This window comes from Bradyrhizobium sp. 153 (genome assembly GCF_023073835.1).
Lineage (GTDB): Bacteria > Pseudomonadota > Alphaproteobacteria > Rhizobiales > Xanthobacteraceae > Bradyrhizobium.
The window spans coordinates 107,275-134,258 of record NZ_JADPKH010000120.1 but is presented as its reverse complement, the minus strand read 5'-3'; the positions used below and the strand labels follow the sequence as shown (position 1 = coordinate 134,258).

Below are 26,984 nucleotides of genomic sequence, written 5' to 3'. Positions count from 1 at the left end.
CGCGTCGATATCGGCAGGGAGGAAATTTATGCGTACCATCGCGAAATATCTGGCGACGACGAGTCTGGTCCTGGTGGCCACGGCGGCGGCGTTGCCGTCATGGGCCGCCGACGTGGACGCCACATCGGCTATCGACACCGTCACCGTCTATCCCGATGGTGCCACCGTGACCCGGGTCATCGCGCTGGATCTGGCCTCTGGTGACAATACGCTGGTCGCGAAGGACTTTCCGCTCTCGCTCGATCCGTCCTCCCTCCGCGTCGAAGGCGAGGCGGGCGCCAAGCTGACCATCGGCACCATCGACGCGCGACCGCCGCGTGCGGCGCCGCCGGTGAACCTGCCGGAGCTCGACAAGCGCATAGAGGCGCTGAAGGATCAGCGCGCCGATCTGCAAGGTGTCATCGACTCGGCCACCGCCCGGCGCAAATTTGCGCAGCACTTTGCCGAAGCCTCGCCTGCCGGTCTCGGCGACAAGGGCGACGCCCGGCCGATCACCGAATGGCGCGCGGCCTTTGCCGCCGTCGCCGAGGAGATCGCGACCGCCGACACTGCGATCCGCGAGGCCGCGCGAAAACAGCGCGAGATCGATCGGCAGATCGCGCAGCTCGAGGCCGAGCGTTCGGCCAAGCCGCCGAGCAAGCTGGAGGTGCGGATCGACGTCGCCTCGGCAGCCGCGACCAAGGCGACGCTGCGGGTGACCTATACCGTGCGCAATGCGCGCTGGCTGCCGCTTTATGACGCCCGGCTCGACACCGGCGCCAAGGACCGCAAGCCGCAGCTCGAGCTGGTGCGCCGCGCCGAGGTCACGCAATCAACCGGCGAGGATTGGTCCAACGTCACGCTCGGCGTCTCTACCGTTCGCATCAGCCGCGGCGGCAGCGCCCCGGAGCTTAATTCGCTGGTCGCGCAATATCCGCAGGTGGCGAGACCGGTGGCTGCAGGAACGGTCTCAGATCCGGCGCGGCCCGCGCCGGTTGCACGTCAGATGCAACCCCATCTTTCGAAAATGGCCGAATCGGCCGAGCCGCGTGAACGCGCTGACGAGCAGCAGGCGGTTGCCGAGATCGGTGACTTCCAGGCCACCTTCAAGATTCCCGGGCGCGTCAGCCTCGGCGCCGCCGAAGGCGCCAAGAGCCTCCGTATCGCTTCGGTGAATGTGCCCGCCGATCTGGCGGTGCGGGCCGCCCCGGTGATGGACCCGACCGCCTTCCTCGAAGCCAGCTTCAGGCAGAGCGACGAGGCGACTCTATTGCCGGGCAAGGTCGCGATCTACCGCGACGGCGTCTTCGTCGGCCGCGGCAAGATCACGGCGTCGGCCAAGGACGACATCGTGCGGCTCGGCTTCGGCGCCGACGACAAGGTTAAGATCGAGCGCGCGGTGCTCAAGCGCAACGAGGGGTCGGCGGGTCTCCTTGTCACGACGTCGAAGACCGACGAGCGCGCGTTCAAGACGACGATCCGCAATGGACACGACTTCCCGATTAAGATTGCGATCGAGGATCAGCTTCCGGTCAGCGAGAACGAGGACATAGTGGTCGAGATGCTGCCCGCGAGCACGCCGCCCACCGCGAGCAACATTCGCGACAAGCGCGGCGTGCTGGAATGGTCGTTCGACGCCAAGCCCGGCGAGTCCAAGGACATCAACTTCGCCTGGCGCATCCGCTGGCCGAAGGACAAGAGCATGGTGATCGCACCGGCCGGCTAGACGGTGTCTCTTCACCTCTCCCGTAGGGACAGGTGAAGTGCGCCGCAAGCTCTGCGCCAACCAACTGGGCATCATCGCGCAGGCCCAGCCGCTCGCATCGATTGCGGCAGCACGTACGGTACGCCGTCGTCGCCTTGGTGCACGGCGGCATCGATCTCGAAGATGTCGCGGATGATCTCGCGCGTGACGACATCGGCCCGCGGGCCGTCGACGGCGAGCTTACCGCGGTTCAGCACGATCAGTCGGTCCGCGAAGCGGATTGCGAGGTTAAGGTCGTGCAGGATTGCGACCACGGCCGTGCCGCCTGCCGCGCGGCGGCGCGCGGCTTCCACGAGGTCGATCTGGTGGCGCAGGTCGAGGCTCGAGGTCGGCTCGTCCAGCAGCAGAAGTCCCGGGCCGTGCTCGGCCTCGCCGCAGGCGAGTTGCACCAGCACGCGGGCGAAATGGGCTCTCTGCTGCTCGCCGCCAGACAGTGTCGGCAATTGCCGGTCTCTGAAATGGGCGAGGCTAACCTCGTCCAGCGCGGCATCGACGAGCGCGCTCGCCTCGCGCGAGCTGCGATCGCCCGCGCCCATCAGCACGATCTCCTCGACGGTGAAGGGAAAGGTGACGTTGATGTGCTGGGACAGCATGGCGCGGCGCGCGGCGAGCTCGCGCGGCGTGAAGCTGCTGATGTCGCGCTGCTTCAGCCGCACCTCGCCCTCGCTCGGGCGGAGATCGCCGGAGAGCAGCCGCAGCAGCGTCGACTTTCCGGCGCCGTTCGGGCCAATGATGGCGACCATCTCGCCGGCCGCGACATGCAGGCCAACCCCATCGAGCAGCGTCGCGCGGCCGGCGTGCTTGCTTAAGGATCGCGCCTCGATCACGGCGCTCATAGCGAGGCGAGCCCACGCTGCCGCAGCAGGATGGCCAGGAAGACCGGCGCACCGACGGCCGCGGTCAAAATGCCGATCGGCATCTCCGCAGGCGCCACGATGGTGCGCGCCAGCGTGTCGGCGCCGACCATCAGAATAGCGCCAAGCAGCACCGAGGCGGGCAGCAGCAGGCGATGCGCCGGTCCGACGACGAGGCGGAGCAGATGCGGCACGACGATGCCCACGAAGCCGATGACACCGCTGATCGACACGGCAACGCCGGTCATGGCGGAAACCACGACGATCGAGATCCGTTTCAGGCGCTCGACGTCGACCCCGCCGTGAAAAGCGTCGGCTTCGCCGAGCACCAGGAGATCGAGCCCGCGCGCGATGAAGGCGCAGGCCGCAAGCCCGACGGCCAGGATCGGCGTGAGCACGGCGGCCTTGGTCCAGGTCGCGCCGCCCATCGAGCCCAGCAGCCAGAACGTGATGTCGCGGAGCTGGCGGTCGTCGGCGACGAACACCAGCAGCCCGATGCCGGCATTGGCAATGGCGACGCCGGCGAGCAGGAAGATCGCGATGGAGGTTCGCCCGGCACGGCTGGAGATGCCGTAGAGGATCGCGGTCGTCGTCAGCGAACCTGTAAAGGCCGCGAGCGGCAACAGCTCGGTCTGGAGGAAGCGCAGCGCTTCGCCGAAGCGTGAATCGGTGAAGACGATCGCACTCGCCGCCGCGAGCGCGCCGCCGCTGGAAACGCCGACCAGCGCGGGATCGGCGAGCGGATTGCGAAACAGCCCCTGCATGATCGCGCCGGCCGCGGCGAGCAGACCGCCAACCATCGCGCTCGCTGCGATCCGGGGAATGCGGATCGACCACAGCACGAGCTGGTCACGCGCCGTCATGGCGTCGGCGATCGTATTGCCGGCAAAGCCGAGCGCAGCAGGCAGTCGCGAGAGAGGAATACCGGCCGCGCCAACCGTCAGCGCAACGATGGCGGTGAGCACGAGTAGCACGACCAGAAGGGGAAGCGCGAACGATGCGGCACGTCGTCGTGCGGCGCGTCGTCGCCGGCTTTGCGCATCCGTCCCGACCGCCACACTCATTGCCGGCAATTCGCCGCCGACAGGGCCGACGTGAACGCGCCGCCCTGTTCGGCCAACGTCGGATAGAGCTTGACGGAGAGATCGCGAGCGGCCGCGGCCGTGCGCGGCCCGAACCCGAGCAGATAGAGTCCGTCCATGGTGATGAAACTCTTGTTGGACGCAACCGGCGTCAGCGCAAAGCCGGGATGGGCATAGACCGCTTCGGCCTGGAGCGAATCGTTGCCGCGCTCGATCGACAGCACGACATCGGGTTTGGCTGCCACGATCGCCTCGTCGCCGATGATCTTGTAGCCATCATAATCGTCCACGGCGTTGGCGGCGCCGGCGAGCTGGATGATCTCGTCGGCCGCGGTCTTGCGGCCGGCGACCATGGCGCGTCCGTTCTGGAGCGACATCACGAACATCACGCGCGCCGGCTTCGTCACCTTGGCACGCAACGCGCGGAGCTGCGCGAGATCGGTGCCGACCGCAGCGCTCAGGCATTCGGCGCGCGCATCGACGCCCATGGCGTGGCCGACCAGCTTGATCTTCTCGATCAGACCTTCCTCGGAGAAGGTCTCGGGCACCAGCACCAGCGGCACCTTCGCCGCCTCCAGGATGTTCATGGTCTCGCGCGGGCCCGATCCCTGGATCGCCAGGATCAGCGTCGGGTTGAGGCCCAGCACACCTTCGGCGGAAATCTGGCGCATGTAGCCGACATTGGGTTTGTCGTGCAGCGCCGCCGCCGGATAGAGGCTCGTCGTGTCGACGCCAACCAGCCGGCTCTCCAGGCCGAGTGCATAGAGGATTTCGGTGATGGCGCCGCCGATCGAGACCGTGCGTGCGAAATCGGTGATGGCGACGTCGCGATTGCGCGCGTCGTGCACCGTGATACCGGCGGCGTGCGCGCCGGACACGAGCGCGAACGTGCCGGAGAGCAGGAGGCTTGCAAGCGTGCGACAAAATGTCATTGCGTTCACTTGGTCAGGATCAGCTTGTTCTGCGAGGTCAGGCGCAGGCGATAGCTGTCCTCGCCATGCGCAATGATGATCTCGCGCTCGGCCGCAAACAGCTCGCGGCTGTCGATCCGGCTTCCTCGCATGGTGAGGGTTCTCGTTGCTGCAGAAGGGCCTCCTGCCGCCCCCGCCGCGCCGCTGCTGCTGTCTCCTGATGTTGCTGACATTGTTGGTGTGATGCGCTTTCGAAATTCAGATGCGTCTTGCTTTGTATAAGGGGCGCGAGGCGCATTCCAACGGCAGCAATTTACAATCGATATAAACTGTAACCGGATGTCATTGACGGTCAGAGTGTTGCCACGTAACCGATTATGGCAGTGGGGAGTGCCCCGCGTGCTTTCGAAAGACAGCCAGCCAGTCGTTCGCGTTGCGAACGCACGCCAGCCAATAAAACTCCAAAACTAAAGTGAAGTGCAGGCTGGGGCTGATATGGCTGACGGGGCTAGGTATTCGCGCGCCCTGATTTTGGGCGCGTCGGTGGTTTCAATCGCGGCAATGACGGCGGAGAGGGGGCTTGCACAGGCCGCCCAGCCGCAGGCCGAAAGTGCGTCGTCGGAATGGCCGAAGCAAGCGAAGCGCAAGCCGGTGAAGCCGCCAGTTGCGCAGCCGGCAGCGCCCGACGTCATGAACGCCCGCGCCCAGGCTGGAGGCGCGGCGCCTGTTCAGACGCTCGACACGATTACGGTCGCCGCGACCAAGACACCGCAGCGGACGATCGATGCGCTCGCGCCAGTCAGCTCGATTTCGCTCGACCAGATCCAGGGGCTTCAGCCCAACCGTTTGTCGGGCATCTTCTATGCCGTGCCCGGCGTGTCGTTCCAGGAGCGCGGCGACGATCCCGCAACCGTCATCAACATCCGCGGCTTGCAGGATTTCGGCCGCGTCGCGGTCGTGGTCGACGGTGCGCGGCAGAACTACCAGCGCACCGGCCACAACGCCAACGGCTCCTTCTTCCTCGACCCTGAATTGATCGGCGGGGTCGATGTCGTGCGGGGACCGACTGCCAATATCTACGGCTCCGGTGCGATTGGCGGCTTGGTCTCCTTCCGCCCCAAGGACATCAACGACGTGTTACGCCCCGGCGAGCGCTGGGGCGTCGATCTCTCCGGCTCCTACGGCTCCAATAACAATCGCGGCCTCGCTTCGGTCTTCGGCGGCGTGCGCGCCACGCCCGATATCGATGTCTTCGGCGGCGCGGTCTATCGCACGCAGGGCAATTACAAGGACGGCAATGGCACCGAGATCGGCAACACCGGTAACCAGGTCGAAAGCGGGCTGATGAAGCTCACGGTGCGGCCGGCCCTCGGTCACGAGGTCAAGTTCGGTGCCATCTTCCAGGATTATCAGTACGATATTGGTCAGTTCAACCGGGGCCCGGTGCTAACTGCGGCGCAGCGCGCGCTTTATCAGGGCTCCTCGGTTTACGCTTCCGACGCCAAGAATTACACCGGCACGATTACCTGGAATTATTCGCTGCCGAGCGACAATCTGTTCGATTGGCACATGTCGGTCTACGGCAACCGCGTCGACAACGACCAGACCAAGACCTATCACTATTCAACCGGAGGCGCGACCTATTGCGGCGCGGGCAATTTCGGCAACAACATCTCGGGCTGCGTCGGCGACAAACGCGGCTATGTCCTCAACACCTACGGCATCGACGTCAACAACACCACGCGCTTCAACGTCGGCGACTGGCGCAACGCCGTCACCTGGGGCGTCGACGCGTTTCAGGACGACGTCATCACGACCGACAGCCGCGGCAACTCCAACATCACCACGCCGAGTGGCATCCGTACTGTGTCGGGCGGTTTCGTTCAGTTGAAGCAGAACTACGGCACCTGGTTCGAGGCGGTGAGCGCGATCCGCTATGACCGCTACGACCTCGATTCCGGCAGGACTAGCGCCGGCGGCGACCGCTTCTCACCCAAGATCACCCTGGGCGTCACGCCGATCGCGGGCTTCCAGCCTTATGTCAGCTATGCCGAAGGCTATCGCGCCCCGTCGATCACCGAGACGGTGATTTCCGGCGCGCACGCGACCGGGGGCGGACCAGCGTTCTTTCCCTGCCCCGACGGCACCGTCGGCCTGTTCTGCTTCCTCCCCAACCCAAACCTTCGTCCCGAGGTCGGCAAGAACAAGGAAGTCGGTATCAACCTGAAGTACGACAACATCTTCAGCGCGTCTGACTCGTTCAGGGGAAAGATCAACCTGTTCCGCAACGATGTCAGCGACTATATCGACCTCGTCGCTTCGGCGGCGGTCCTGGTGCCGCCATTCGGCTCGTTCAGCCAATACTACCAGTATCAGAACATCGCCAATGCCCGCATCCAGGGCTTCGAGGCGGAGACGATGTACGATGCGGGCAGCTGGTTCATCGGTGTCGCCGGTCACTACATCCAGGGCAAGAACGTCGCCACCAATATCGGGCTTGCGACCATCAGCCCGACCAAGGTCGTCACCACCGGCGGTGTCCGCCTGCTTGATCGCACCCTGATCGTGTCGGCGCAGTGGGCTTCGTTCGGTCCGAACAACGACGTGCCGGCCAACTATATTCGCTCGACCGGCTACGATCTCGTCAATCTGTATCTGACCTACAATGCGACCAGGGATATCGTGTTCTCGGCCTCGATCGACAATCTTCTGAACCAGTATTACCGGCCTTATGCCATTCCCGGCAGCTCCACCGATGGCACCTCGCAGAACGACGTGCTGTGGACGAGCCCGGGACCGGGCAGGGTCTACAAGGCCGGCCTGAAGATCCACTTTGGGGGTGCGTGAGCCGCAGGGCACCGCAACACCACAACTTCCGCCGGGCCGCGCTGATGCTCCAGCGCGGCTTCGGCGCGTTTTCGTCTAGATCAGAAGAGGAGACTTTCATGTTCATCGCTATGAATCGTTTTCAGGTGAAGCTCGGCTCGGAAGCCGCGTTCGAGACCGTCTGGCGCAGCCGGGAGTCCTATCTCGGCAGCATGCCCGGTTTCGTCGAATTTCATTTGCTCAAAGGACCGGTGCTGGAGGACCACACGCTGTATTCCTCGCACACCGTGTGGGTCGACAAGTCCGCTTTCGAGGCCTGGACGCGCTCAGAGGAATTCCGCCGCGCACATGCGCGTGCCGACAACAAGACCGGCGCAAGCCTCTATCTCGGCCATCCCAAGTTCGAGGGGTTCGAGGTCATCATGACTGAGCGCAAGGCGAACGCGGCCGCCTGAGCCGGCCGATCATGAAGGGAGCTGGACATGTTGAGCACCGATCTCGCCGATCTCAAGGCGTATATGGCCGACAATCCCGACGCCGTGATCGAGGACGTTGCGCGCGAGCGCAAGGTCACCCCGCGCGCTGTGATCGAGGCGCTGCCGCCGTCCATGGTGCGCATGGGCGGCGGTGAGCATTTCGCCGCCGCCATGCAGGATATCGCCGAATGGGGCGAGGTCACGCTGATCGTCCACACGGACGATGGGATCTTCGAGTTCACCGGGGCGCTTCCCGCGGGGGAGATCGGCCGCGGTTACTTCAACCTGATGCAGCCGAAGGGATTGCACGGCCATCTCCGTCACGAGCGATGCGCGGCCGTCGTCTTCGTCGAGCGTCCCTTCATGGGCAAGACGTCCGCCTTCGTCGCCTTCGTCAATGCCGATGGCGGCATCATGTTCAAGGTCTTCGTCGGCCGCGACGAGACCCGTGCGCTGCGTGCGGACCAACTGGCGCGGTTCAGGCAGCTCGCGGACCGGATCGCGCCGCAGCCAACCGCGTAGCTTCTTCTGTCTGACGGGAGATCAGGATGCAAAGCAATTCCAGGCTTCGGCACATGATCGTAACATCCGTGCTGGCGCTCGCGCCGACACCGGCCTTCGCGATCGACGAAGCGCTGTTACCGCGCAATCTGTCGCCCTGGGGCATGTTCGTCAGCGCCGACATCATCGTGAAGACGGTGATGGTCGGCCTCGCCGTGGCTTCGCTGGTGACATGGACGGTGTGGCTTGCGAAGACCATCGAGCTGCGCCGCAAGGGCGCGCTGGCTTTGCACCGGACGCGCGCGCTCGAAGGCAACATGACGCTGGCCGAGGCCGCGGCACGGGCCGGCGATGCGCATGATGCGGTCGCCCAGCTTATCCAGTCCTGCGCCAAGGAGGCGGAGCTCTCCGGCGGCGTGCTCGATAACGGCCTTGAGGAGCGGGTGGCGCTGCGGTTGGAGCGGGTCGAGGCGGCCATGTCCCGGCAGATCGCGCGCGGCACCGGCGTGCTCGCGACCATCGGCGCCACCGCGCCGTTCGTCGGCTTGTTCGGCACGGTCTGGGGCATCATGAATTCCTTCATCGGCATCTCCGAGAGCCACACCACGAGTCTTGCGGTGGTCGCGCCCGGCATCGCGGAGGCATTGCTTGCCACCGCGCTCGGCCTCGTCGCCGCGATCCCGGCGGTCGTGATCTACAATCATCTCGTTCGCGGCATCGCCAATTACCGCGCGCTGCTCAGCGATGCCTCGGCACAGCTTACGCTGCTGGTGAGCCGCCAGCGCGACCACAGAGAATTCCGCCTGGCGCGGGCGGCGGAGTAGGGCCATGTCCGCAAAGCTCGGCGCAAGCTCCTCGGTCAGGTCGCGCGGTGACCCGGGTGATCTCGACGTGACCCACGAGATTAACGTCACGCCATTCATCGACGTGATGCTGGTGCTTCTGATCATTTTCATGGTGGCGGCGCCACTTGCCACCGTCGACATCGGGGTCGATCTGCCGGCGAGCGCCGCCGAGCCCGCGCCGCGGCCGGACAAGCCGATCTTCGTCACCGTGAAGCCGGATCTTTCGATTGCCGTCGGTGAGGATCTTGTGTCCCGCGATGCGCTCGGCACCTCGCTCGCTGCCGCCACCAAGGGCCGCAAGGACGAGCGCATTTATCTGCGCGCCGACAAGGCGGTCTCCTATGGCGACTTGATGGAGGTGATGAACAGCTTGCGCAATGCCGGCTACCTGAAGGTCGCGCTGGTCGGCCTCGACGGGCGCAGCTGATGACCTCCGCAAACGCGTTTGCCCTGCACGAGCCGCTCGGCGAAAGGGAAACCATGCGCTGGAGCCTATCGGCGGCCGTAATCGTGGCGCTTCACATGGCCGCGGCACTGCTTGCGATGAGCTGGCTCAAGTCGCAGCCCGAGCAAGGTGTGAGCCTGCCGGCGATCATGATCGACATGGCACCGGTGACTTCGGCGCCGCAATCGATGCAGGACGACATCGCGCCAGGGCCCGTGATGCAGGAGGCCGATGCTTCGCCGCCGCAGCCCGTGCAGCAGCAGATGGCCGAGGAGACGATCGCGCCGACGCCGCCGCAGGAAAAGCCGGACGTTGTCGCGCCACCCGAGCAGAGATTGGAGCCGACCCCGGCCAAGCCCGAGCCGGCGAAGATCGTCCCGGTCGAAAAGCCGGCGCCGGCGAAGCCGAAGGTGGTTCGCCGCGAGGCGAAAAAGCCGTCTGAGGCGCCGCCGGCGCCGCGCACCAGCGCAGCCCCGCGCGCGGAGCGCGAGGCGGCGATGGCATCAGCCCAGAGCGCCGGCGCGGTGGCCTCCGTGATCGCATCCTACAATCAGCGAATCCGCGCGCATCTGATGCGCTTCCACCAATATCCGTCCTCTGGCGGCGGTCAGCGTGGCATCGCGAGGCTGAGCTTTACGATTGCCCGTAGCGGGCAGGTCACATCCAGCCGCCTCAGTGGTTCGTCCGGCGTCGCCGCTTTCGACGCTCAGGCCATGGCGATGATCCGCCAGGCCTCGCCGTTTCCGCCGATCCCGGACGAGGTCAAGAACGGCGCGATGAGCTTTACGATTCCGGTGGAGTTTACGGTGCGATAAGTCTCCGTTGTCGTGCCCCGCGAAGGCGGGGCATCCAGTACGCCGCGGCATTTCCGTATCACACCGCCGCCGCGGCGGACTGGACCGCCCGGTCGAGCCCGGCGATGGCCGTATCGAGAGAGCGTCGCCTCACTTCGCCTTCAGGAAATCCGCGACCTCCAGCAGCATGAACTCGTTATCGTCGGCCTTGTTGGGGTCGCGGCTGGACGAGAACGGCAGATTGTTGTCGTTGCCGACGATGATGTGAGTGTCGTCGACGCGATCGACGTTCTCGATGGTGAAGAACGGGAAGGTGTAGACGCCGTCATTGAGCGGCTTCCTCGCCTTCTTGTCGGGATCCCTGATCTTCAAGAGGTCGATATAGCCGATCTTGCGCACGGGCTTGCCGACATTGGCATCGGTGAGCTCGATCTTGTAGATGCGCTTGAATTTGGCGAGGTCAGGAAAGCAGTTCTCGCCGCGGGTGCCTTGCGGGCAAGACTTGTCCGCGGTGCCTTCGCCGTTGTCGCGCTCGATGACGAGGCCGCTGGTCGGGTCGACCATGTTGAAGTCGCCGATGGCATTGCCGTTCTGTTCGAACACATACTGCCAGTAGCGTCCGGTGAATTTCTCGGCAGCGACGTCGAATTCGAGGATGCGGGAGGCTTCCTTGCCGTCGACCTTTTCCCAGTCCTTCTTGTCGGCGTCCCACAGCGGTCCTTCGAGCAGGCCGTAGAGGAATTTGCCGTCCTTGGACGATGCAAAGCCCTCAAAACCCTTGGAACGGCGGAGGTTGACATTAGTGTAGGTCGCGCCCGGCGCGGCCGGCGTTCCCACTGCCCAATTGTCCGGCGAGCGCACCGGCTTGCCATCGGCGACCGTCTCGAACACGGCCAAGATCTTGCCGGTTTTGTCGGCCTTTCAGGATATAGGGGCCGAACTCGTCGCCGATCCAGAAGCTGTCGGCGATGATCTGGAAGCCCTCGGTGTCGAAGTCCGAGCCGGTGAGATAGCGCTTCTGGGTATCCTCATGAACGATGCGGAACGGCACGCGTCTGTCGGGATCGTGCAGGAAGATGGTCTCCAGCCGCTCGATCTTGCCGCTCGTCCAATCCATCTTGTAGTGGTTCAGGTATAGCATCGAATCCGGCGAGTTGGCACGCGCGCCCATACCGTTGTCGGTGATCACCCAGAACGTGCCGTCCGGCATGGTCTTGATGCCGGAATGACCCTGCAGCGGCTGGCCCCTGAACGGCAGCGACACGCCCGTCGCCCGCTCATAGGACTTGCCCATCACGGTGCCGAGCGCGTCGACGCGCTTGCCCGTCGTGTATTTGCCCGAGGTCTTGAGATCGGCTGGCGCATCGGCGGGTGCGTCGATGAACGATTCGGCCGGCATCACCACGTGGCCGACGAGTTTGGCGGGGAATTCACCTTCGCTCTGCGCGAGCGCGGCGCTCGCGGTGAGAATGATCGTTGCGACGGTGCCGAGAAAAGTCGCGCGCATGTACGTCTCCTGTTGGCGGACGCACGCCTTATGCGGACGGCACATTGCAGTTTTGTGAAGCCGGGCCAAACGCCGCAGTTGCCCATCTACTCCTTTACCGCGCCCGTCAGCGACGACACGTAATAATCCACGAACAGGGAGTAGAAGATCGCAACCGGCAGCGAGCCGAGCAGCGAGCCGGCCATCAGCGCACCCCACTGATAGACGTCGCCGGTGACGAGCTCGGTCAGGATCGCGACCGGCACGGTCTTGTTGGCGCCGCTCTGGATGAAGGCGAGCGCGTAGATGAACTCGTTCCAGGACAGCGTGAAGGAGAAGATGCCGGCCGAGATCAAGCCGGGTACCGCCAGCGGCAGCGTGATCCGCCTCAGGATCTGCAGCCGCGTGGCGCCGTCGACCAGCGCGCATTCCTCGAGCTCGTAGGGAATCGACTTGAAATAGCCGATCAGGAGCCAGGTGCAGAACGGCACCAGGAAGGTCGGATAGACCAGGATCAGCGCAAGCGGTGAGTCGAACAGGCCGAACTGCACGACGACGGTGGCGAGCGGAATGAACAGGATCGACGGCGGCACGAGATAAGCGAGATAAATGCCGAGACCGACATAGGGACTGCCGCGGAAGCGCAGGCGTTCGATGGCGTAAGCGGCAAGCGTGCTCGCGATCAGCGACAGCGTGGTCGAGCCGATCGCGACCAGCATCGTCGTCCACAACCAATGCGGATAAGCGGTGTTGAACAAGAGGTGCTTGATGTGCGCCAGCGTGGGCGACGAGATCCAGAACGGATTGTGCTCCTTGTAATTCATCAGCTCCGCGTTCGGCTTGAACGAGGTGATCGCCATCCAGTAGAACGGGAACAGCAGGATAAGTACGAAGCAGCCGAGCGGCAGATAGATCATCATCAGCCGCCGCAGCCCGGAATCCCACGCCATCGTGTCGGGCGCTGCCTTCGCGTCGGCGACAGCCGGTTGGGCGACTGTATCAGTCATTGCTCTCTCCCTGCTGCCATTTGCGACGCGCCAGTCCGAAATAAGAGAACAGCGTCGCGAACACCAGGAACGGGATCATCGACACCGCGATCGCGGCACCCTCGCCGAGCTCGCCACCGGCGATGCCGCGCTGGAAGGCAAGCGTTGCCAGCAGATGGGTCGAGTTGCCGGGCCCGCCACGGGTGATGGCGTAGACCAGCTGGAAGTCGGTGAAGGTGAAGATGATCGAGAAGGTCATGACGATGGCGAGGATCGGCATCATCATCGGGAACGTGATGTAGCGGAAACGCTGCCAGGCGCTGGCGCCGTCGAGCATCGCAGCCTCGTAGAGCGAGGGCGAGATGGTCTGGAGCCCCGCCAGCAGCGAGATCGCGACGAAGGGAATGCCGCGCCAGATATTGGCGGCGATCAGCGAGAAACGGGCCGGCCAGGCCGAGCCGAGGAAGTCGATGTTGCTGGAGCGCCAATGCAGCACGTCGACCAGCAGATACGAGATGATCGAGAATTGCGGATCGTAGATCCACCAGAACGCCAGCGCCGACAGCACGGTCGGCACGATCCAGGGCAGCAGGATGATCGCACGCAGCACGCTCTTGAACGGAAAATGGTTGTTGAGCAGCAGCGCGAGCCAGAAACCGAGTGCGAACTTTCCGAAGGTCGCGACGGCCGTGTAGACCACGCTGTAGAACACCGCGTTCCACCAAAGGGAATCGGTGAGGAGATACTGGAAATTTTCGAAGCCGACGTAGATGCCACGCCGGCCGATCGTGGTGTCGGTGAAGGCGAGCCAGATGCCCAGGCCGAGCGGATAAGTCAGGAACACCGCGAGCAGCCCAATCGCAGGCGCCAGACACATCATGATCAGGAACGGCTTGTAGTCGAACAGCCGCACCAGCCAGTTCGGCTGCCGCTGCGCGAGAACGGGGGAGGAGAAGGTGGTCACGGACATCGGTTCGGCGTCCTGTCTTGGGCTGTCGCTACCGCAATCATTGCGAGCGAAGCGAGGCAATCCAGTCTGTCTCCGCGGTTACGGTCTGGATTGCGTCGTCGCTTCGCTCCTCGCAATGACGGCTGCCTTGTCGTGAGTTTTTACCGCCCCTGCCGCCGGAAGTACCGCTTGCACCGCTGCTCGGCTTCTGCGGCAGCCGCCTCCGGCGTGGCAGCGCCGGTCGCAACGGACGCGAACATCTGGATCAGCACGTAGTCGGCGCTGACGGCTCCCGTCGCTGTCGAGATCGGGCCCTTGTAGCCGTCGTAATAGGTGCTGTTCATCGTGTCCTTGAACAGCTTCACCTTGGGATCCTGCGACCACACGGCGGACTCGGCGTAGGCGGCCAGCGGCTGCGACCAGTAGCCGGAGTTGGCATTGAGCCACGGCTCGTACTGGTCCTTTTCCAGCATGTATTGCAGGAATGCCTTCGCCGCGTTGGGGTACTGGCTGTGCTTGAACACCATTGCGTTCAGCGTCAGGCCCGCCATCGGAGAGACCTTGGCCAGGCCCTTCGGCAGCAGCTGATGCTCGCTGTCCTCGGCGATCGCCTTGGTGGCAGGATCGTTCTTCAGCGAGAAGTACAGCGAAACGCCATTGGCGGTCAGGGAGATCTCCTGCGAGGAATAGGCGCGGTTGTTGCTGACGTCGTTCCACGACGTCGTGCCGGCGATGAAGGTCGGGTAGAGCTGCTTGACCCAGTTCAACGCGGCGATGGTCTCCTTGCTGTTGATCGTGACGTTGCCCTCTTCGTCGAGCAGGGATCCGTTGTGCGACCACAGCGCCCAGCTCGCAAAACCGTTGCCATCGCCCTTGGCATTGCCGAGCGCGAAGCCGGCCGGCTTGCCGGCCTTGTGCAGCTTCTGGCACAGGTCGAGGACGCCGGCATGGTCCTCCGGCACTTTGTCGAAGCCGACCGATTGCAGGACCGACTTGCGGTAGATGAGGGGGCCGGCGGTGGCGCCGAACGGCAGCCCGATCCACGTATCGCTCTTGTTCTTCTTGCCGTAGCGCTGCGCCAGCGGCAGCCAGCCGCCATAACGCTTGCCGAGATAGTCGGCGACATCAGTCAGCTCGATCAACTTGTCGATATAGATGTGCGGAGCATCGGAGAAGCCGATAATGATGTCGGGGCCGGCGCCGGAATTGGCGGTCACTGCGGTCTGCTGATTGATATCTTCCCAGCCGACGAAGTCGACCTTGACCTCGACCCCGGTATCCTTGGTGAACTTTGCCGCATTGGCGCGGAACACGTCCTCGTCGGCCTGGACGAAGCGTACCGGGCGCAGCATGCGCAAGGACGCGCCCTTCTCGATCGCGAGTTTCGGTGCCGCCACATCGGCAGCCTTGATCGTTGATGGCGTTGTTTGCGCTGCAGCACCGGTGGCCGCGAGCGTTGCAGCAGACAGGCCCAGCGCCAAGGCATCACGACGCGTGATGTCGTTCCTCATCAGTTCCTCCCTTGATGTCTCCCTCCCCGGCGTTGATCGCCGGTGAAGGGCCGTTCCGGTTTCCGGCGCCTTTGCGCCGGCCGCCTAGCTGTTCGGCCCGCGATCCATGCTGATCGGTTGCCAGCGGCGGAGCGCGGTGCTTTGCAGCACCGACGGATTGACGCAGCTTACTGGCCACATGCCCTGAAGCACCAGTGACAATTCGTAGCCCACGCGGCGCTTGCGCGCCTCGTCGAACCGTGCCGAGGCCGAAGCGACGTGGGCGGTCAGGGTCACGTTCTCCATGCCGAGCAGGGGATTGTTGTGCGAGGGCGGCTCTTTCTCCAGCACGTCGAGGGCGGCATGCGCGATCCAGCCCTCCTGGAGCGCCTTGATCAGGCTCTCCTCGTCCACCGTGGCACCGCGCCCGGTGTTGATGAAGATCGAGCCCTTCTTCATCTGCCGGAAGTGCTTCTCGGTCAGCATGTGATGGACCTCGGGCCGGGCGGGGGCGTGCATCGAGACGAAGTCGGATTGCGACAGCACCTCGTTCAGCGTCGCCGGGATCACGCCGTGGTCGTACATCAGCGTTTCCTGGATGAAGGGATCATAGGCCATCATGCGCAGGCCGAAGGGCGCTGCGCGTTTCGCAACCGCGCGCGCGACGCGGCCGAACGAGATGAAGCCGAGCGTCTGGCCCATCAGCCGCGGGATCTTGAGCAGCGCCGGCCGGCCCTCGGCCCAGCGGCCGTCGCGCACCATGCGATCCTGCTCGACCAGGCGACGGAAGCCCGCGAGCAACAGCATCATGGCGTGGTCGGCGACCTCCTCGATGAAGGTGTCGGGGATGTTGGTGACGGGAATTCCGCGGGCGGTGGCGGCCTTGACGTCGACGCTGTCGACGCCGACCGAGCCGAGCGTAATGACCTTGCAGTTTTCTAAGCTGTCGATGATGCTCTTGGTGATCGGGATGCCCTTGGCATAGATGGCGTCGGCGTTTTTCGCGGCGGCGACGAACCCGGCCTCGTCGGCCGGCGCCTCGACGATCTCTGCATCGATCGGATCGAGCGCCTCGCGCTCATAGGAGTAATCGCTGCCCGCGACCGTGAAGCTCGCGCCCTTCGGCGTCACCACCCTGTATTTCGGCATTTTCTGCTCCCGATTTGGTTTCTTGTTGTGGCCTGCCTTCGTGGCTGACCTTTGCGTCTTTTACGCGAAATCGACGCGGCCGCGTACAATTCCCGGTTGTTGGCGCGGAGATAAATTGCCGGTTTGTGCGGCTGCGTCCGGGCTTCTACGGATGACCGTAAGTAACTTGATAAGGGCTCACACATAAAAGTTGATTCGATTTTGATCGAACTGGTCGCGTGCCCGTATCCCGTCATTGCCGGAGCCACCCCGTGAAATTGAGCAATCTGAAGATCGCCCCGAAGCTCGGCATTCTTGTCGGGGTCACCTTGTTGGGCCTGTGCATCTCCGGTGTCCTTGCCGGCTACCTGATGAAGCAGGAGATGGTGAATGCACGCATCGATCAGGCCAAGGCTATCGTCGAGCTGGCATGCAACTACGCGGGCGCTCTGAAGAAGCGCGTCGATGCCGGCGAGCTGACCAAGGATGCGGCCCTGGCCGAACTTCGCCGCTATGGCAACGCGATGACCTATGACAACGGCGCGGGCTACCTGTTCGGCACGTCGTACGACGGCATCACCCAGCTTGCGCCCGATCCGAAGCAGATCGGCACCAACCGCATGGACGTCGTGACCAACGGCCGCAAGCTGTCGCTCGAGCTGATGGACGGCGTCAAGGCGAAGGGTTCGATCCTGCTGTATTATGAATATGTGAAGCCCGGCCAGGAGAAGCCGATCCGCAAGATCGGATATGCAGTCGCCGTGCCTGGCTTCGACATGTATCTCGGCACCGGCGCCTATCTCGACGACATCGACGCGAGAATGGGCCCGGTCTATTGGCTGCTCGGCCTGGCCTTGCTCGGCATCGTCATCGTTGCCGGCAGCGTCGCTTGGCTGATCGGCCGCGGCATCAGCCGTCCGCTGGCGCTGCTCGGCGCCCGTATGAAGGACCTCGCGGATGGCAAGCTCGAGGGCGACATTCCCGGCGTCGGCCGCGGCGACGAAGTCGGCGCGATGGCCTCGACCGTGCAGATCTTCAAGGACAATGCGGTCCGCATCCGCGACCTCGAGAAGACCGAGGCGGACGCCAAGGAGCGTGCCGCGGCGGAACGTCGCAGCGCGATGGAAGACATCGCCAACGACTTCGAACGCAGCGTCAACGGCATCGTCCGCTCGGTCTCCTCGGCCGCCGCCGGCATGCAGAGCACGGCGCAGTCGATGACCGCGACCGCGACCGATGCCTCCTCGCGTGCCGCAACGGTCGGCGCTGCCTCGCAAAAGGCCTCCGGCAATGTCGGCACGGTTGCCGCTGCCGCCGAAGAGCTGTCGAGCTCGGTTGCGGAAATCTCCCGCCAGGTCACCCGCTCGACCGAAGTCGCCAGCCGCGCCGTCAGCGACGCCGAGCGGACCAACGCCACCGTGCAGGTGCTCTCGACCGGCGCCGAGAAGATCGGCGAGGTCGTCAAGCTGATCCATTCGATCGCCGCGCAGACCAACCTGCTCGCGCTCAATGCCACCATCGAAGCGGCACGCGCCGGTGAATCCGGCCGCGGATTCGCGGTCGTCGCCTCTGAGGTCAAGGCGCTCGCCAACCAGACTGCGAAGGCGACCGAGGAGATCTCCGCGCAGGTCGCGGCGATGCAGACCTCGACCAGCGACGCGGTCACGGCCATCACCGGCATCACCCAGACGATCGCCGAGATGAGCGAAATCACCGCGGGCATTTCGGCATCGATCGAGCAGCAGGGCGAAGCGACCCGCGAGATCGCCCGCAACATCCAGTCGGTTGCGGCCGGCTCGAGCGAGATCAACGCCCATATCGGCAGCGTCACGTCGGCCGCGGAAGCGACCGGCAGTGCAGCCAGCGACGTGCTCACCAACGCCCGCGAGCTGGACAACCAGTCCGGCGCGCTGCGCAGCGCCGTGGACAGCTTCCTCGTCAAGGTGCGCGCGGCGTAAGCCCGTGCGCTGAACTCGTAGAGTGGGCAAAGACGCAAAGCGTCGTGCCCACCCTTTTCTCTCGACTGTCATGCCGCGCGAAGGCGGGGCATCCAGTACGCCGCGGCCTCTCGGTTCAAATACAGGCACCTCCGGAATACTGGATCGTCCGCCTCCGCGGACGATGACATCGTCCGAGGAGCACGCCTACTGCTTCTCGATCTTCGCGTTCGTGATCAGCTTCTCCCACAGCACGAGCTGCTCGTTCACGAAGGTGCCGAGCTGCTCCGGTGTGCCCGAGAAGGCGTCCATGCCGAGGGTGGCGAGCTTCGCCTTGATCTCCGGATTCTCGACGATCTTCCTGATCTCGGTATTGAGCCGCGTCACGATCTCCTTGGGCATGCCGGCCGGGCCGAAATAGCCCTGCCATGACGAGATGTCGAAGTCCGGCACGCCGGCCTCCTGCATCGAGGGCAGATGCGGCACCAGCGGCGAGCGCTCCTTGGTGGTGACCGCGAGCGCGCGCAGCGCGTTGCCGTTGACATGCGGCAGGCCGGTCAGGATGTCGACGAACATCATCGAGACGCGGCCACCCATGACGTCGTTGAGCGCCGGCGGCGAGCTCTTGTAGGGCACGTGCAACAGGTCGAGCCCGGCATTGTGGGCAAAGGTCGCGCCGGACACGATCGCCGAGGACGAGCCCGAAGCGTAGCTCAGCTTGCCCGGATTGGCCTTGCCATAGGCGACCAGCTCGCCGACAGTCTTGGCCGGCACTTCCGGGTTGACGACCAGCATGAAAGGCAGGTCGCCGGTGCGCGCGATCGGCGTGAAATCCTTGACCGGATCGTAAGTGAGGCTCTTGAGCAGATAGGGATTGGCCGAATGCGTGGTGTTGGTCGTCACCAGCAGCGTGTAGCCGTCGGGAGCGGCCTTCGCGACGTAGGTTGCGGCGAGCATACCATTGGCGCCCGCCTTGTTCTCGATCACGATGCCGACGCCGAGCGCCTGCGACAGATGCTGCGAGATCAGCCGCGTCGTGGTGTCGGTGCCGCTGCCGGCCGCGAACGGCAACACCAGCGTGATGTTGCGGCTCGGATAATTGTCGGCCTCGGCCGTGGATGCGGCGGCGAGGCACAATGCGGCCGCGCCGATGGCACGCAGGTTTCGAGTCAACGCTGAAATCATGTCTGGACGTTCCCTCTTTGTCGTTGGCGGGGAACCTAGCGTCTCCTCGTTGAAATCGGAAGCGGTGAGTTTGTCGCCGTGTCTCCGCGCCGCGGAATTTACTTCGCCGCCGAACCCTGGCGCGAGGCGATCACGACGCCGGCGAGCACCAGCGCGTAGCCGATCAGGTGGAACGGCTGGAGCTTTTCGCCGAGCAGCAGGATCGCCATCGCCGAGCCGAACACCGGCACTAGATGGAAGAACGGCGCGGCGCGGTTCGGGCCGATCAGCGCGACGCCGCGGTTGAAGAAGAGATAGGCCAGCGTCGAGGGGAAGATCAGGATATAGCCGAGCGTTGCCAGCGTCGTGCCGCCGAACTGCAGCACGCGGCCGCTTAGAGCCTCCCAGATCGCAGTCGGCAGCAGCATCGTCGCGCCGCAGCAGGTGGTGAAGGACAGGAAGGAGAGCTGGTGAATTTTTGGCCGGCGCGGGATGAAGGCCGAATAGAGACCGAACGCTACCAGGGAGGAGGCGAACATGATGTCGCCTCTGTTGAAGCTGATGCTCGCGAGTGCGGCGAGATCGCCGCGTAGGATGATGATCAGCACGCCGAGAAGCGAGATCGCGATGCCCGCGAACTGCGCACCGGTCAGCCGCACCCCAAACAGCACCAGCGACCACAGCGCCACGAACAGCGGACCTGCCGACTGGATCAGCAACGCGTTCAGCGCCTCCGTGTATTGCATTGCCCAGTACGAGATCGCGTTGTTGAAGGCAAATCCCACCAGCGACAGGAACAGCATCAGGGGCAGGCTGTTGCGCAAGGCAGGCCAGTCGCGCTTCAGATGCGGCCAGGCGAACGGCAACAGGATCAGGAACACGCCGAACCAGCGGATCGTGGTCACGGTCAGTGGCGGCACATGCGCGCCGACATGACGCGCGAGCACGATGTTGCCGGCCCAGAACAACGAGCTCAGGCTCAGCAGCAGATAAGGCTGGTTGTTGAGCCAACTGGCCGTATTGGAGGCCGCTGGCGCGGGGGAAGCGATCGTCATTGGCGTCGGATACGAGCTTGCGCCGGATTGCCGTCATGACACAAGTCACGCGGCCGCAATGCTACAATGCAGGCATGACCCGGGGACGCGTCATTGGCGGTTAATATGTTGGACGCAATGTGCTCATCCGCTCTCCCACAAGAGGAGAGGTGATGGCAGCGCTCCGCTTGGATACGTTGCTAACTCGCCTGCTTGCGTGACGCCACGAACACGCCCGCCAGCACCAGCGCGAAGCCGAGGAAATGGAAGACCTGCGGGTGTTCGCCCAGGAACACGATCGCCATGATCGAGCCGAACACTGGCACGACATGGAAGAACGGCGCGGCGCGATTGGCGCCAATCAGGCGGACGCCGCGATTGAAGCAGAGATAGGCGAGCGCCGAGGGGAACACTGCGACGTAGAATAGGGTCAGCAGGTTCGGCCCGTCGAGCTTCATCACGGGGCGCTCGATCAATTCCCAGATCTCCAGCGGAATGAGGCAGGCGGCGCCGCAGCCGAAGGTGAAGGCGAGGAAGGACAGGCCGTGCATCGGCGGACGCTTCAGGGTCAGTACCGAATAGAGCGCGAAAATGACCAGCGCGACGATGAAGATGAGGTCGCCCTTGTTGAACTCGATGTTCGACAGCGTGGTGAAATCGCCATGCAGCAGGATCGTGAGCACGCCGCACATCGACAGCAGCACGCCGAATGCCTGCGCCGCGGTGAGCCTGATCCCCAGAATGGCCAGCGACCACAGCGCCACGATCAGCGGGGCGGCAGACTGGAGCAGCAGCGTGTTCAGGGCCTGGGTATGCTCCAGCGCCCAATATTGCAGCGTGTTGAAGGCGCCGATGCCGGTGATCGAGAGCGTGATCATCAGGCCGAGCCGGCCGCGGATCGCGGGCCAGTCCTGCGCAAGATGTTTCCAGGCGAACGGCAGCACCAGCAGGAAGGCGAAGGACCAGCGCAGGAATGACAGCGTCACCGGCGGGATGTGGCCGGCGGCGAGCCGACCGACGATGGCATTGCCGGCCCAGCACAGCGCGGTGATGCTGAGCAGCAGATAAGGCTGGTTGGCAATCCAGGTTTGGCCGGCGGTTTCGGCGCCTGTGCTCTGGCCCGTGGCAGACATTGTGATGGCTATGGCCCCGCGTCATGCGCCGAGGCGTCCGGCCCGGCGAGATCCGGGCCGGTTCATAGCCCGGCGCCGTTCAAAGACACGGAAATCGAGGTTGCATCAATGGGGGACGGATGCATCGCGACCATGCAGCGGCCGAGATCGCGTCTAGCGCTTTGGTCGAGGCTTTGGCTCGGCTCTGGAAGGTCTCTGGATTTTCGGGGGATATCAAAGGCTTGGATGGCCTTCCGAGCCCCGAAAAAGCCCCGTTCTTGCTTGCTTAGAGGGGCTGCTTCCTTTATCCGGTTGGCTGCCTTGCGTGCGGGCGGCTCCGGCCGCCGATTGGGCTGGGCGCAGGCATGATCCCGGAAGAGTGGGCACCGGTTTTCCGCGAGGATCATGCCTCCTAGAGACAGATTGAACAGGGATTACCCGCGAATGGCCAATGTTGTCGTCGTCGGCGCCCAGTGGGGCGACGAAGGGAAGGGCAAGATCGTCGACTGGTTGTCGGAGCAGGCGGACATCGTCGTCCGCTTCCAGGGCGGCCATAACGCCGGCCACACGCTCGTGATCAACGGCAAGACCTACAAGCTCGCGCTGCTGCCCTCCGGCGTACTGCGCGAGGGCAAGCTGTCCGTGATCGGCAACGGCGTGGTGTTCGATCCCGCCGCCTTCCTCGACGAGGTCGCCAAGCTCAGGGCGCAGGGGGTCGATGTCAGCCCTGACAATCTGCGCGTCGCGGAAAACGTCACGCTGATCCTGCCGCTGCACCGCGAGCTCGATGCGCACCGCGAATCCGCCAGCGCAGCGACCGCGATCGGCACCACGCGCCGCGGCATTGGACCTGCCTATGAGGACAAGGTCGGCCGCCGCGCCATCCGCCTGATGGATCTTGCTGATCATCAGACGCTGCCGCACAAGATCGATCGCCTGCTGGCGCATCACAACGCGCTGCGCCGCGGCCTCAACCTGCCGGAATTCGACAGCGCGGTGATCCTGAAAGAACTGATGGCGATGGCGCCGCAGCTGCTGCCCTATGCCGAGACGGTCTGGCGGCTGCTCGATATCAAGCGGCGCGAAGGCAAGCGCATGCTGTTCGAGGGCGCGCAAGGCGCGCTGCTCGACGTCGATCACGGCACTTATCCCTACGTCACCTCGTCCAACACGGTGGCGGCGCAGGCGGCGACCGGCGCCGGCCTCGGGCCGGCCGCGGTCGGTTACGTGCTTGGCCTGTGCAAGGCCTATACGACCCGCGTCGGCCAGGGCCCGTTCCCGACCGAGCAGGACAACGAGACCGGCCGCAAGATTGGCGAGCGCGGCCGCGAGTTCGGCACCAATACCGGTCGGCCCCGCCGTTGCGGTTGGTTCGACGCCGTGCTGGTCCGCCAGGCGGTCCGGACCTGCGGCATCAACGGCCTGGCGCTGACCAAGCTCGACATCCTCGACGGCTTCGACACGATCGAGGTCTGCACCGGCTACAGGCTCGACGGCAAGGAGATCGACCATTTCCCCGCCGGTGAGGGCGCGCAAAGCCGGGTCGAGCCGATCTACGAGACGATCGAGGGCTGGAAGGAGCCGACCGCCAGCGCACGGTCCTGGGCCGACCTGCCGGCCCAGGCCATCAAATATGTCCGCCGGATCGAGGAATTGGTGGGGTGCCCGGTCGCGCTGCTTTCCACCAGCCCCGAACGCGAAGATACTATCCTGGTGCAAAATCCGTTTGAAGCTTAACGATATCTTACCAGGACGCGCGTATAGTTGAGTTGAAATGGCTGATTACTATCCGCTGATCGCCCGCGCTATTGCCGCCCTGGACCCCAACGCTCCCGGCGAAAGCCGTCGCGCGCTCTATGAGCGGGCGCGCACGGCGCTGATCGCGCAGCTCCGCAGCGTGCAGCCGCCGCTCTCCGAATCCGAGATCACCCGCGAACGGCTGTCGCTGGAAGAGGCCGTCCGCAAGGTCGAATCGGAGGCCGCCCAGCGCGCCCGCGAGGCCTCGCGCCCCGGTGGGGGCACTCGCCCTGGCGGCAGCGGCGATGCCTTCCGCCGGGCTAGCGCCCGCGCGGCCGAAGGCAACGCTCCCGCATCTCAGCCGGCCCCGCCGCGCGCGCGTCCGGCCCCGACGCCGCCGCGTGCCGACCGCCCGTCCTTTGGTGCTGACGATCAGGGCGACGCGCCGCGGCCGCCGCGTGCGCCGCGTTTCGACGCCCCGCGCCAGCCCGGCCCGTCCGCTCCGCCGCCGACGGCGGAGCCGCAGACGCCTCCACCGGCCGGACGCGATCGCGCGGGTGCGCGCCGCCCGCCGGACATGGGCCCGCCGCCACCGCTACCACCCGCACCGGGCGTGCGCGGCTTCCGCGACATCACGGCCGATGCCAACGATCTCGGCGGCGCCGCCGCGCAGGCGAGCCGCGCCGCGCGCCGCACCTACGCCAACGTGCCCTCGCCCTCGCCGGAGTTCGACCGGCTGGAGCCGAGCCTGGAAGACCGCACCGGCGAGTCCGAGGCGCCCTATTCCTACGACGAGTCGGTCGAGGAGGCCGAGCGCTACACGCCGCAGCCGCCGTCGCAGCGTGCGCGCATTGCAGCCGAGCGCGACGCCAAGAAGCGCGTCCGCACCGGCTCCGCCTTCCCGTTCAAGAGCGCGATCGCGGTCGGCATCGTGCTGATCCTGGTTGGGGCCGGCATCCTCTGGGGCAAGCAGCTGGTCCAGATCGTCAACGGCTTTCTCAAGCCGTCCGCGACCCAGGTGGTGGAGGCGCCGAATCCGGCCCAGCCGCAGACCAAGCCGAAGATCCCGGATCGGGTCGGCCAGCCTTCGGCGAGCGACCAGCCGGTCGCGCCGGTGGCGCAGAAGGTCGTGCTCTACGACGAGGATCCGTCCGATCCGAAGGGCAAGCAATATGTCGGCTCGGTGGTATGGCGGCTGGAGCCGATCAAGGCGTCCGGCAACCAGAAGGCCGACATCGCCGTGCGCGCCGACATCGAGATCCCCGACCGCAAGTTCAAGATGACGATGTCGTTCCGCCGTAACACCGATTCCTCGCTGCCGGCGAGCCACACCGCGGAATTGACCTTCATCCTTCCGCAGGACTTTCCGGGCGGCAGCGTCTCCAACGTGCCGGGCATCCTGATGAAGTCGAACGAGCAGGCGCGCGGTACGCCGCTCGCCGGCCTCGCCGTCAAGGTCACCGATGGCTTCTTCCTGGTCGGCCTTTCCAATGTCGACGCCGACCGCGCCCGCAACGTCCAGCTCCTGAAGGAGCGCTCCTGGTTCGACGTGCCGCTGGTCTACGCCAATCAGCGCCGCGCCATCATCGCGATCGAGAAGGGCGCCCCCGGCGAGCGCGTCTTCAACGACGCGTTCGCGCAGTGGGGCGATTGAGCTCTTCACCTCTCCCCAGCAGGGAGATCTCGGATTGCAGCAATCCGGGTGAGGGGCCGCGCCATTTTGTGAGACTGCAACCACTCACCCGGATCGCATCTGCGATGCGCTCCGACCTCTCCCTACGGGAGGTGAAGCGAGCTCTCTCGCGGTCAGCGGTGCAATCGAAATTGAACGGCCTTACTGCGCGGCGGCTTCCCGCTTGCGCGATGCGGCGTGCTCGCGGTCCATTACGGCGCGGCAGCCGGGACTGACATGTGCCTTGTTCCGCACCATGCAGGCCCTGATCCGGGGGATGTCGGGAATTTCACTGGAGCACAGCCGCATCGCATCGCCCGAGCACATCTGCTGCGCTTCGGACGAGAAGGCGAGACCAGGTGATGTCTGGAATGCGATGGCGGTGGCGGCGACGGCGAAGAGAGTTGCGATCGTCTGATAGCGTGTCATGCGGAATGGGTCCCCGAGTTCGTGGGCTTGAGCCACTTGATTTTGGGGCGCCGCACGCGGCTTGATCTGCCGCATGTCACAGCCTTCACGTCGGGAACTTTGGTCCCGCATGTGGTCGCTCGATTACTTGATGTTCGAATCGAAAGTGCTGCGCCGCCCGAGCGAAGTATGCGCCATTGTCACGGAGCTGCAATGGTCTGCGTGAAGGAATTTGCAATTGTTGCGCGCGAGTCACGCAAAGCCGGCGCGCGCGGTCAGATCAACCGATCAGGGCGAGGGCTCGCTTGCGCCGCATCGCTCGTGCCGAGTGATGCGGCGTGTTCTTCGACCGCGCTGACGCCCTTGGCCGTGAGTTCGAACAGATCGCCGTCCTTCATCACATAACCATCGGCGATCAGTTCGCCGATCTTGCCGTGGCGATCGTCGGCGAAGGCAACGGACTGGCTGATGTCCCGCAGGATCGAGAGTTGTTCATCGCGCAGCATGGCTTCACACTCCGTTCGCGGGTTCCGGTCCTCACATTCCGTGACTCTGAAACACCTTGCTGCAAGACTTCGACAGCTTGGCCCGGTTGGCTTGCAGGCAACTCTGAACCGCACCGTCATTGCCGAGGTCCTTGCGGCACAGGCGCGATGCATCCCGCGAGCAGGCCTTCTGCTCCTGCGGCGTGCCCATGTGGCCTTGGGCGAGAGCAGGTGCGTTCGACAGACCCGTCAGGGCTGCCAGCGCGAATGTCGCCAGAACAAGTCTACGGGGCATCGGGGCTCCAATCTGACAGGGACAATTCAGGTCCTGCATGAACTCGTCGCTTTGCCACTTGTTCCCTTCAGGCGCAGCCTGCGCCCCGCTATTCAAGGTTCCCGCCGGCGCTGCTATAAGGCTGTCGAAGTTAAGAGGGTGCTCGATGAAACGCTATCTGGTGTTTGCGCTGGTCGGTCCGTTCGTCGGCGGGTTCCTGCTGCTGCTCACGACGACCTATCAGTCCGGCTATTGGACCCAGACCAGCCTCGGCGAGGTCGGCAAGCTGTTCGCAGTCTTCTTCAAGACCCTGCAATACAGCTATCTGTTCGGCTTCCTGCCCTCGCTGATGATCGGCGCGGTCGACGACATCCTAATCCACATCAGACGGATCGGCCCGGTCCTGCGGATGCTGCTGGTCGGTCTGTTCGCCTTCGTCCTGGCCTCGATGACCTACAGCTCGCGCGGGCCGGATTCGGGCGCCGTGCAGTTCATCCTGTACGGCCTCGTCGGGTTCGTACCGGCAGTGATTTCATCCTGGTTCGTGCATAGATATGTCGAGGAGCCGCAGGCAGTGACCGCACCAACCTGAGTGCGCGACCTTCGGGCGCGGCCCAGCAACCTCCGCCGCCGCGGCGCGTTCT

General features: G+C 64.7%; 25 protein-coding genes and 1 pseudogene. 11 read left to right on the top strand and 15 right to left on the bottom strand.

Features of this window, described 5'->3' with window-relative positions; all coding sequences use genetic code 11:
• Nucleotides 1-28 precede the first annotated feature (28 nt).
• Nucleotides 29-1,705 (top strand): mucoidy inhibitor MuiA family protein, encoded by a 1,677-nt coding sequence (locus tag IVA91_RS28420; protein ID WP_247280154.1) that lies wholly within the window; start codon nucleotides 29-31, stop codon nucleotides 1,703-1,705.
• A gap of 71 nt (nucleotides 1,706-1,776) precedes the next feature.
• On the opposite strand, the gene IVA91_RS28415 is transcribed toward IVA91_RS28420, so the two are convergent.
• The 4 genes from IVA91_RS28415 to IVA91_RS28400 are packed head-to-tail and all read right to left on the bottom strand — an operon-like array spanning nucleotide 1,777 to nucleotide 4,824.
• Entirely contained in the window at nucleotides 1,777-2,580 is an 804-nt protein-coding gene (locus IVA91_RS28415) for a heme ABC transporter ATP-binding protein (protein WP_247416277.1), read from the bottom strand.
• The gene (locus tag IVA91_RS28410; protein ID WP_247280152.1) at nucleotides 2,577-3,662 is read right to left on the bottom strand and encodes an iron ABC transporter permease; all 1,086 of its coding nucleotides are present in this window, start codon (nucleotides 3,660-3,662) and stop codon (nucleotides 2,577-2,579) included. Before IVA91_RS28410 ends, IVA91_RS28415 begins: the two co-directional genes overlap by 4 nt.
• Nucleotides 3,659-4,612, bottom strand: coding sequence for a hemin ABC transporter substrate-binding protein (locus IVA91_RS28405; RefSeq protein ID WP_247280151.1), 954 nt, complete (start codon nucleotides 4,610-4,612; stop codon nucleotides 3,659-3,661). The genes IVA91_RS28410 and IVA91_RS28405 overlap by 4 nt, the downstream gene beginning before the upstream one ends.
• Nucleotides 4,613-4,617: 5 nt before the next feature.
• The gene (locus IVA91_RS28400; protein WP_247280150.1) at nucleotides 4,618-4,824 is read right to left on the bottom strand and encodes a hemin uptake protein HemP; all 207 of its coding nucleotides are present in this window, start codon (nucleotides 4,822-4,824) and stop codon (nucleotides 4,618-4,620) included.
• A gap of 262 nt (nucleotides 4,825-5,086) precedes the next feature.
• On the opposite strand from IVA91_RS28400, the gene IVA91_RS28395 reads away from it, so the two are divergent.
• The 6 genes from IVA91_RS28395 to IVA91_RS28370 all read left to right on the top strand — a co-directional run bounded on the left by IVA91_RS28395 (nucleotide 5,087) and on the right by IVA91_RS28370 (nucleotide 10,499).
• Nucleotides 5,087-7,438: a TonB-dependent hemoglobin/transferrin/lactoferrin family receptor gene (locus IVA91_RS28395; RefSeq protein WP_247459700.1), complete on the top strand. Its 2,352-nt coding sequence runs from the start codon at nucleotides 5,087-5,089 to the stop codon at nucleotides 7,436-7,438.
• 98 nt (nucleotides 7,439-7,536) lie between these two features.
• Nucleotides 7,537-7,872 carry an antibiotic biosynthesis monooxygenase gene (locus IVA91_RS28390; RefSeq protein WP_247280148.1) on the top strand — a complete coding sequence of 112 codons (336 nt, stop codon included), beginning with the start codon at nucleotides 7,537-7,539 and terminating at the stop codon, nucleotides 7,870-7,872.
• A 27-nt stretch (nucleotides 7,873-7,899) separates the two neighbouring features.
• Nucleotides 7,900-8,415, top strand: coding sequence for a heme utilization cystosolic carrier protein HutX (hutX, locus tag IVA91_RS28385; protein WP_247280147.1), 516 nt, complete (start codon nucleotides 7,900-7,902; stop codon nucleotides 8,413-8,415).
• A gap of 26 nt (nucleotides 8,416-8,441) precedes the next feature.
• Entirely contained in the window at nucleotides 8,442-9,218 is a 777-nt protein-coding gene (exbB, locus tag IVA91_RS28380) for a tonB-system energizer ExbB (RefSeq protein WP_247280146.1), read from the top strand.
• Between the two features lie 4 nt (nucleotides 9,219-9,222).
• Complete coding sequence (gene exbD, locus IVA91_RS28375; protein ID WP_247280145.1) at nucleotides 9,223-9,666, top strand: TonB system transport protein ExbD; 444 nt, start codon at nucleotides 9,223-9,225, stop codon at nucleotides 9,664-9,666.
• Nucleotides 9,666-10,499, top strand: coding sequence for an energy transducer TonB (locus IVA91_RS28370; RefSeq protein WP_247280144.1), 834 nt, complete (start codon nucleotides 9,666-9,668; stop codon nucleotides 10,497-10,499). Before exbD ends, IVA91_RS28370 begins: the two co-directional genes overlap by 1 nt.
• 129 nt (nucleotides 10,500-10,628) lie before the next feature.
• On the opposite strand, the pseudogene IVA91_RS28365 reads toward IVA91_RS28370, so the two are convergent.
• The 5 genes and pseudogenes from IVA91_RS28365 to IVA91_RS28345 form a co-directional block, all read right to left on the bottom strand.
• Nucleotides 10,629-11,985: pseudogene (locus IVA91_RS28365) on the bottom strand (esterase-like activity of phytase family protein).
• An 86-nt stretch (nucleotides 11,986-12,071) separates the two neighbouring features.
• Nucleotides 12,072-12,971, bottom strand: a complete 900-nt coding sequence (locus IVA91_RS28360) for a carbohydrate ABC transporter permease (RefSeq protein ID WP_091888289.1) — start codon at nucleotides 12,969-12,971, stop codon at nucleotides 12,072-12,074.
• A complete protein-coding gene (locus IVA91_RS28355; protein ID WP_247280143.1) occupies nucleotides 12,964-13,920 on the bottom strand; it encodes a sugar ABC transporter permease in 957 nt (318 codons plus the stop codon). The genes IVA91_RS28360 and IVA91_RS28355 overlap by 8 nt, the downstream gene beginning before the upstream one ends.
• Nucleotides 13,921-14,060: 140 nt before the next feature.
• Entirely contained in the window at nucleotides 14,061-15,410 is a 1,350-nt protein-coding gene (locus IVA91_RS28350) for an extracellular solute-binding protein (RefSeq protein WP_247280142.1), read from the bottom strand.
• Between the two features lie 84 nt (nucleotides 15,411-15,494).
• On the bottom strand, nucleotides 15,495-16,538 hold the full coding sequence (locus IVA91_RS28345; protein WP_247280141.1) for a C-terminal binding protein: 1,044 nt from the start codon (nucleotides 16,536-16,538) through the stop codon (nucleotides 15,495-15,497).
• A gap of 251 nt (nucleotides 16,539-16,789) precedes the next feature.
• Between IVA91_RS28345 and IVA91_RS28340 the strand changes: the two genes are divergently transcribed.
• Nucleotides 16,790-18,475, top strand: coding sequence for a methyl-accepting chemotaxis protein (locus IVA91_RS28340; protein ID WP_247280140.1), 1,686 nt, complete (start codon nucleotides 16,790-16,792; stop codon nucleotides 18,473-18,475).
• 186 nt (nucleotides 18,476-18,661) lie between these two features.
• On the opposite strand, the gene IVA91_RS28335 is transcribed toward IVA91_RS28340, so the two are convergent.
• The 3 genes from IVA91_RS28335 to IVA91_RS28325 form a co-directional block, all read right to left on the bottom strand.
• Nucleotides 18,662-19,639: a tripartite tricarboxylate transporter substrate binding protein gene (locus IVA91_RS28335; protein ID WP_247280139.1), complete on the bottom strand. Its 978-nt coding sequence runs from the start codon at nucleotides 19,637-19,639 to the stop codon at nucleotides 18,662-18,664.
• A 98-nt stretch (nucleotides 19,640-19,737) separates the two neighbouring features.
• Nucleotides 19,738-20,673: a DMT family transporter gene (locus IVA91_RS28330; protein WP_247459698.1), complete on the bottom strand. Its 936-nt coding sequence runs from the start codon at nucleotides 20,671-20,673 to the stop codon at nucleotides 19,738-19,740.
• Between the two features lie 179 nt (nucleotides 20,674-20,852).
• Nucleotides 20,853-21,785, bottom strand: coding sequence for a DMT family transporter (locus IVA91_RS28325; protein ID WP_247280137.1), 933 nt, complete (start codon nucleotides 21,783-21,785; stop codon nucleotides 20,853-20,855).
• Nucleotides 21,786-22,208: 423 nt separating this feature from the next.
• Between IVA91_RS28325 and IVA91_RS28320 the strand changes: the two genes are divergently transcribed.
• Nucleotides 22,209-23,501: an adenylosuccinate synthase gene (locus IVA91_RS28320; RefSeq protein WP_247280136.1), complete on the top strand. Its 1,293-nt coding sequence runs from the start codon at nucleotides 22,209-22,211 to the stop codon at nucleotides 23,499-23,501.
• A 37-nt stretch (nucleotides 23,502-23,538) separates the two neighbouring features.
• Nucleotides 23,539-25,155: a hypothetical protein gene (locus IVA91_RS28315; RefSeq protein WP_247280135.1), complete on the top strand. Its 1,617-nt coding sequence runs from the start codon at nucleotides 23,539-23,541 to the stop codon at nucleotides 25,153-25,155.
• 180 nt (nucleotides 25,156-25,335) lie between these two features.
• Here IVA91_RS28315 and IVA91_RS28310 read toward each other — a convergent pair whose 3' ends face one another.
• The 3 genes from IVA91_RS28310 to IVA91_RS28300 form a co-directional block, all read right to left on the bottom strand.
• The gene (locus IVA91_RS28310; RefSeq protein WP_247280134.1) at nucleotides 25,336-25,677 is read right to left on the bottom strand and encodes a hypothetical protein; all 342 of its coding nucleotides are present in this window, start codon (nucleotides 25,675-25,677) and stop codon (nucleotides 25,336-25,338) included.
• 179 nt (nucleotides 25,678-25,856) lie between these two features.
• Nucleotides 25,857-26,087 (bottom strand): hypothetical protein, encoded by a 231-nt coding sequence (locus IVA91_RS28305; protein ID WP_247280133.1) that lies wholly within the window; start codon nucleotides 26,085-26,087, stop codon nucleotides 25,857-25,859.
• Between the two features lie 31 nt (nucleotides 26,088-26,118).
• Nucleotides 26,119-26,361, bottom strand: coding sequence for a hypothetical protein (locus IVA91_RS28300; RefSeq protein ID WP_247280132.1), 243 nt, complete (start codon nucleotides 26,359-26,361; stop codon nucleotides 26,119-26,121).
• A 145-nt stretch (nucleotides 26,362-26,506) separates the two neighbouring features.
• Between IVA91_RS28300 and IVA91_RS28295 the strand changes: the two genes are divergently transcribed.
• On the top strand, nucleotides 26,507-26,932 hold the full coding sequence (locus IVA91_RS28295; RefSeq protein ID WP_247280131.1) for a DUF5413 family protein: 426 nt from the start codon (nucleotides 26,507-26,509) through the stop codon (nucleotides 26,930-26,932).
• Nucleotides 26,933-26,984 lie beyond the last annotated feature (52 nt).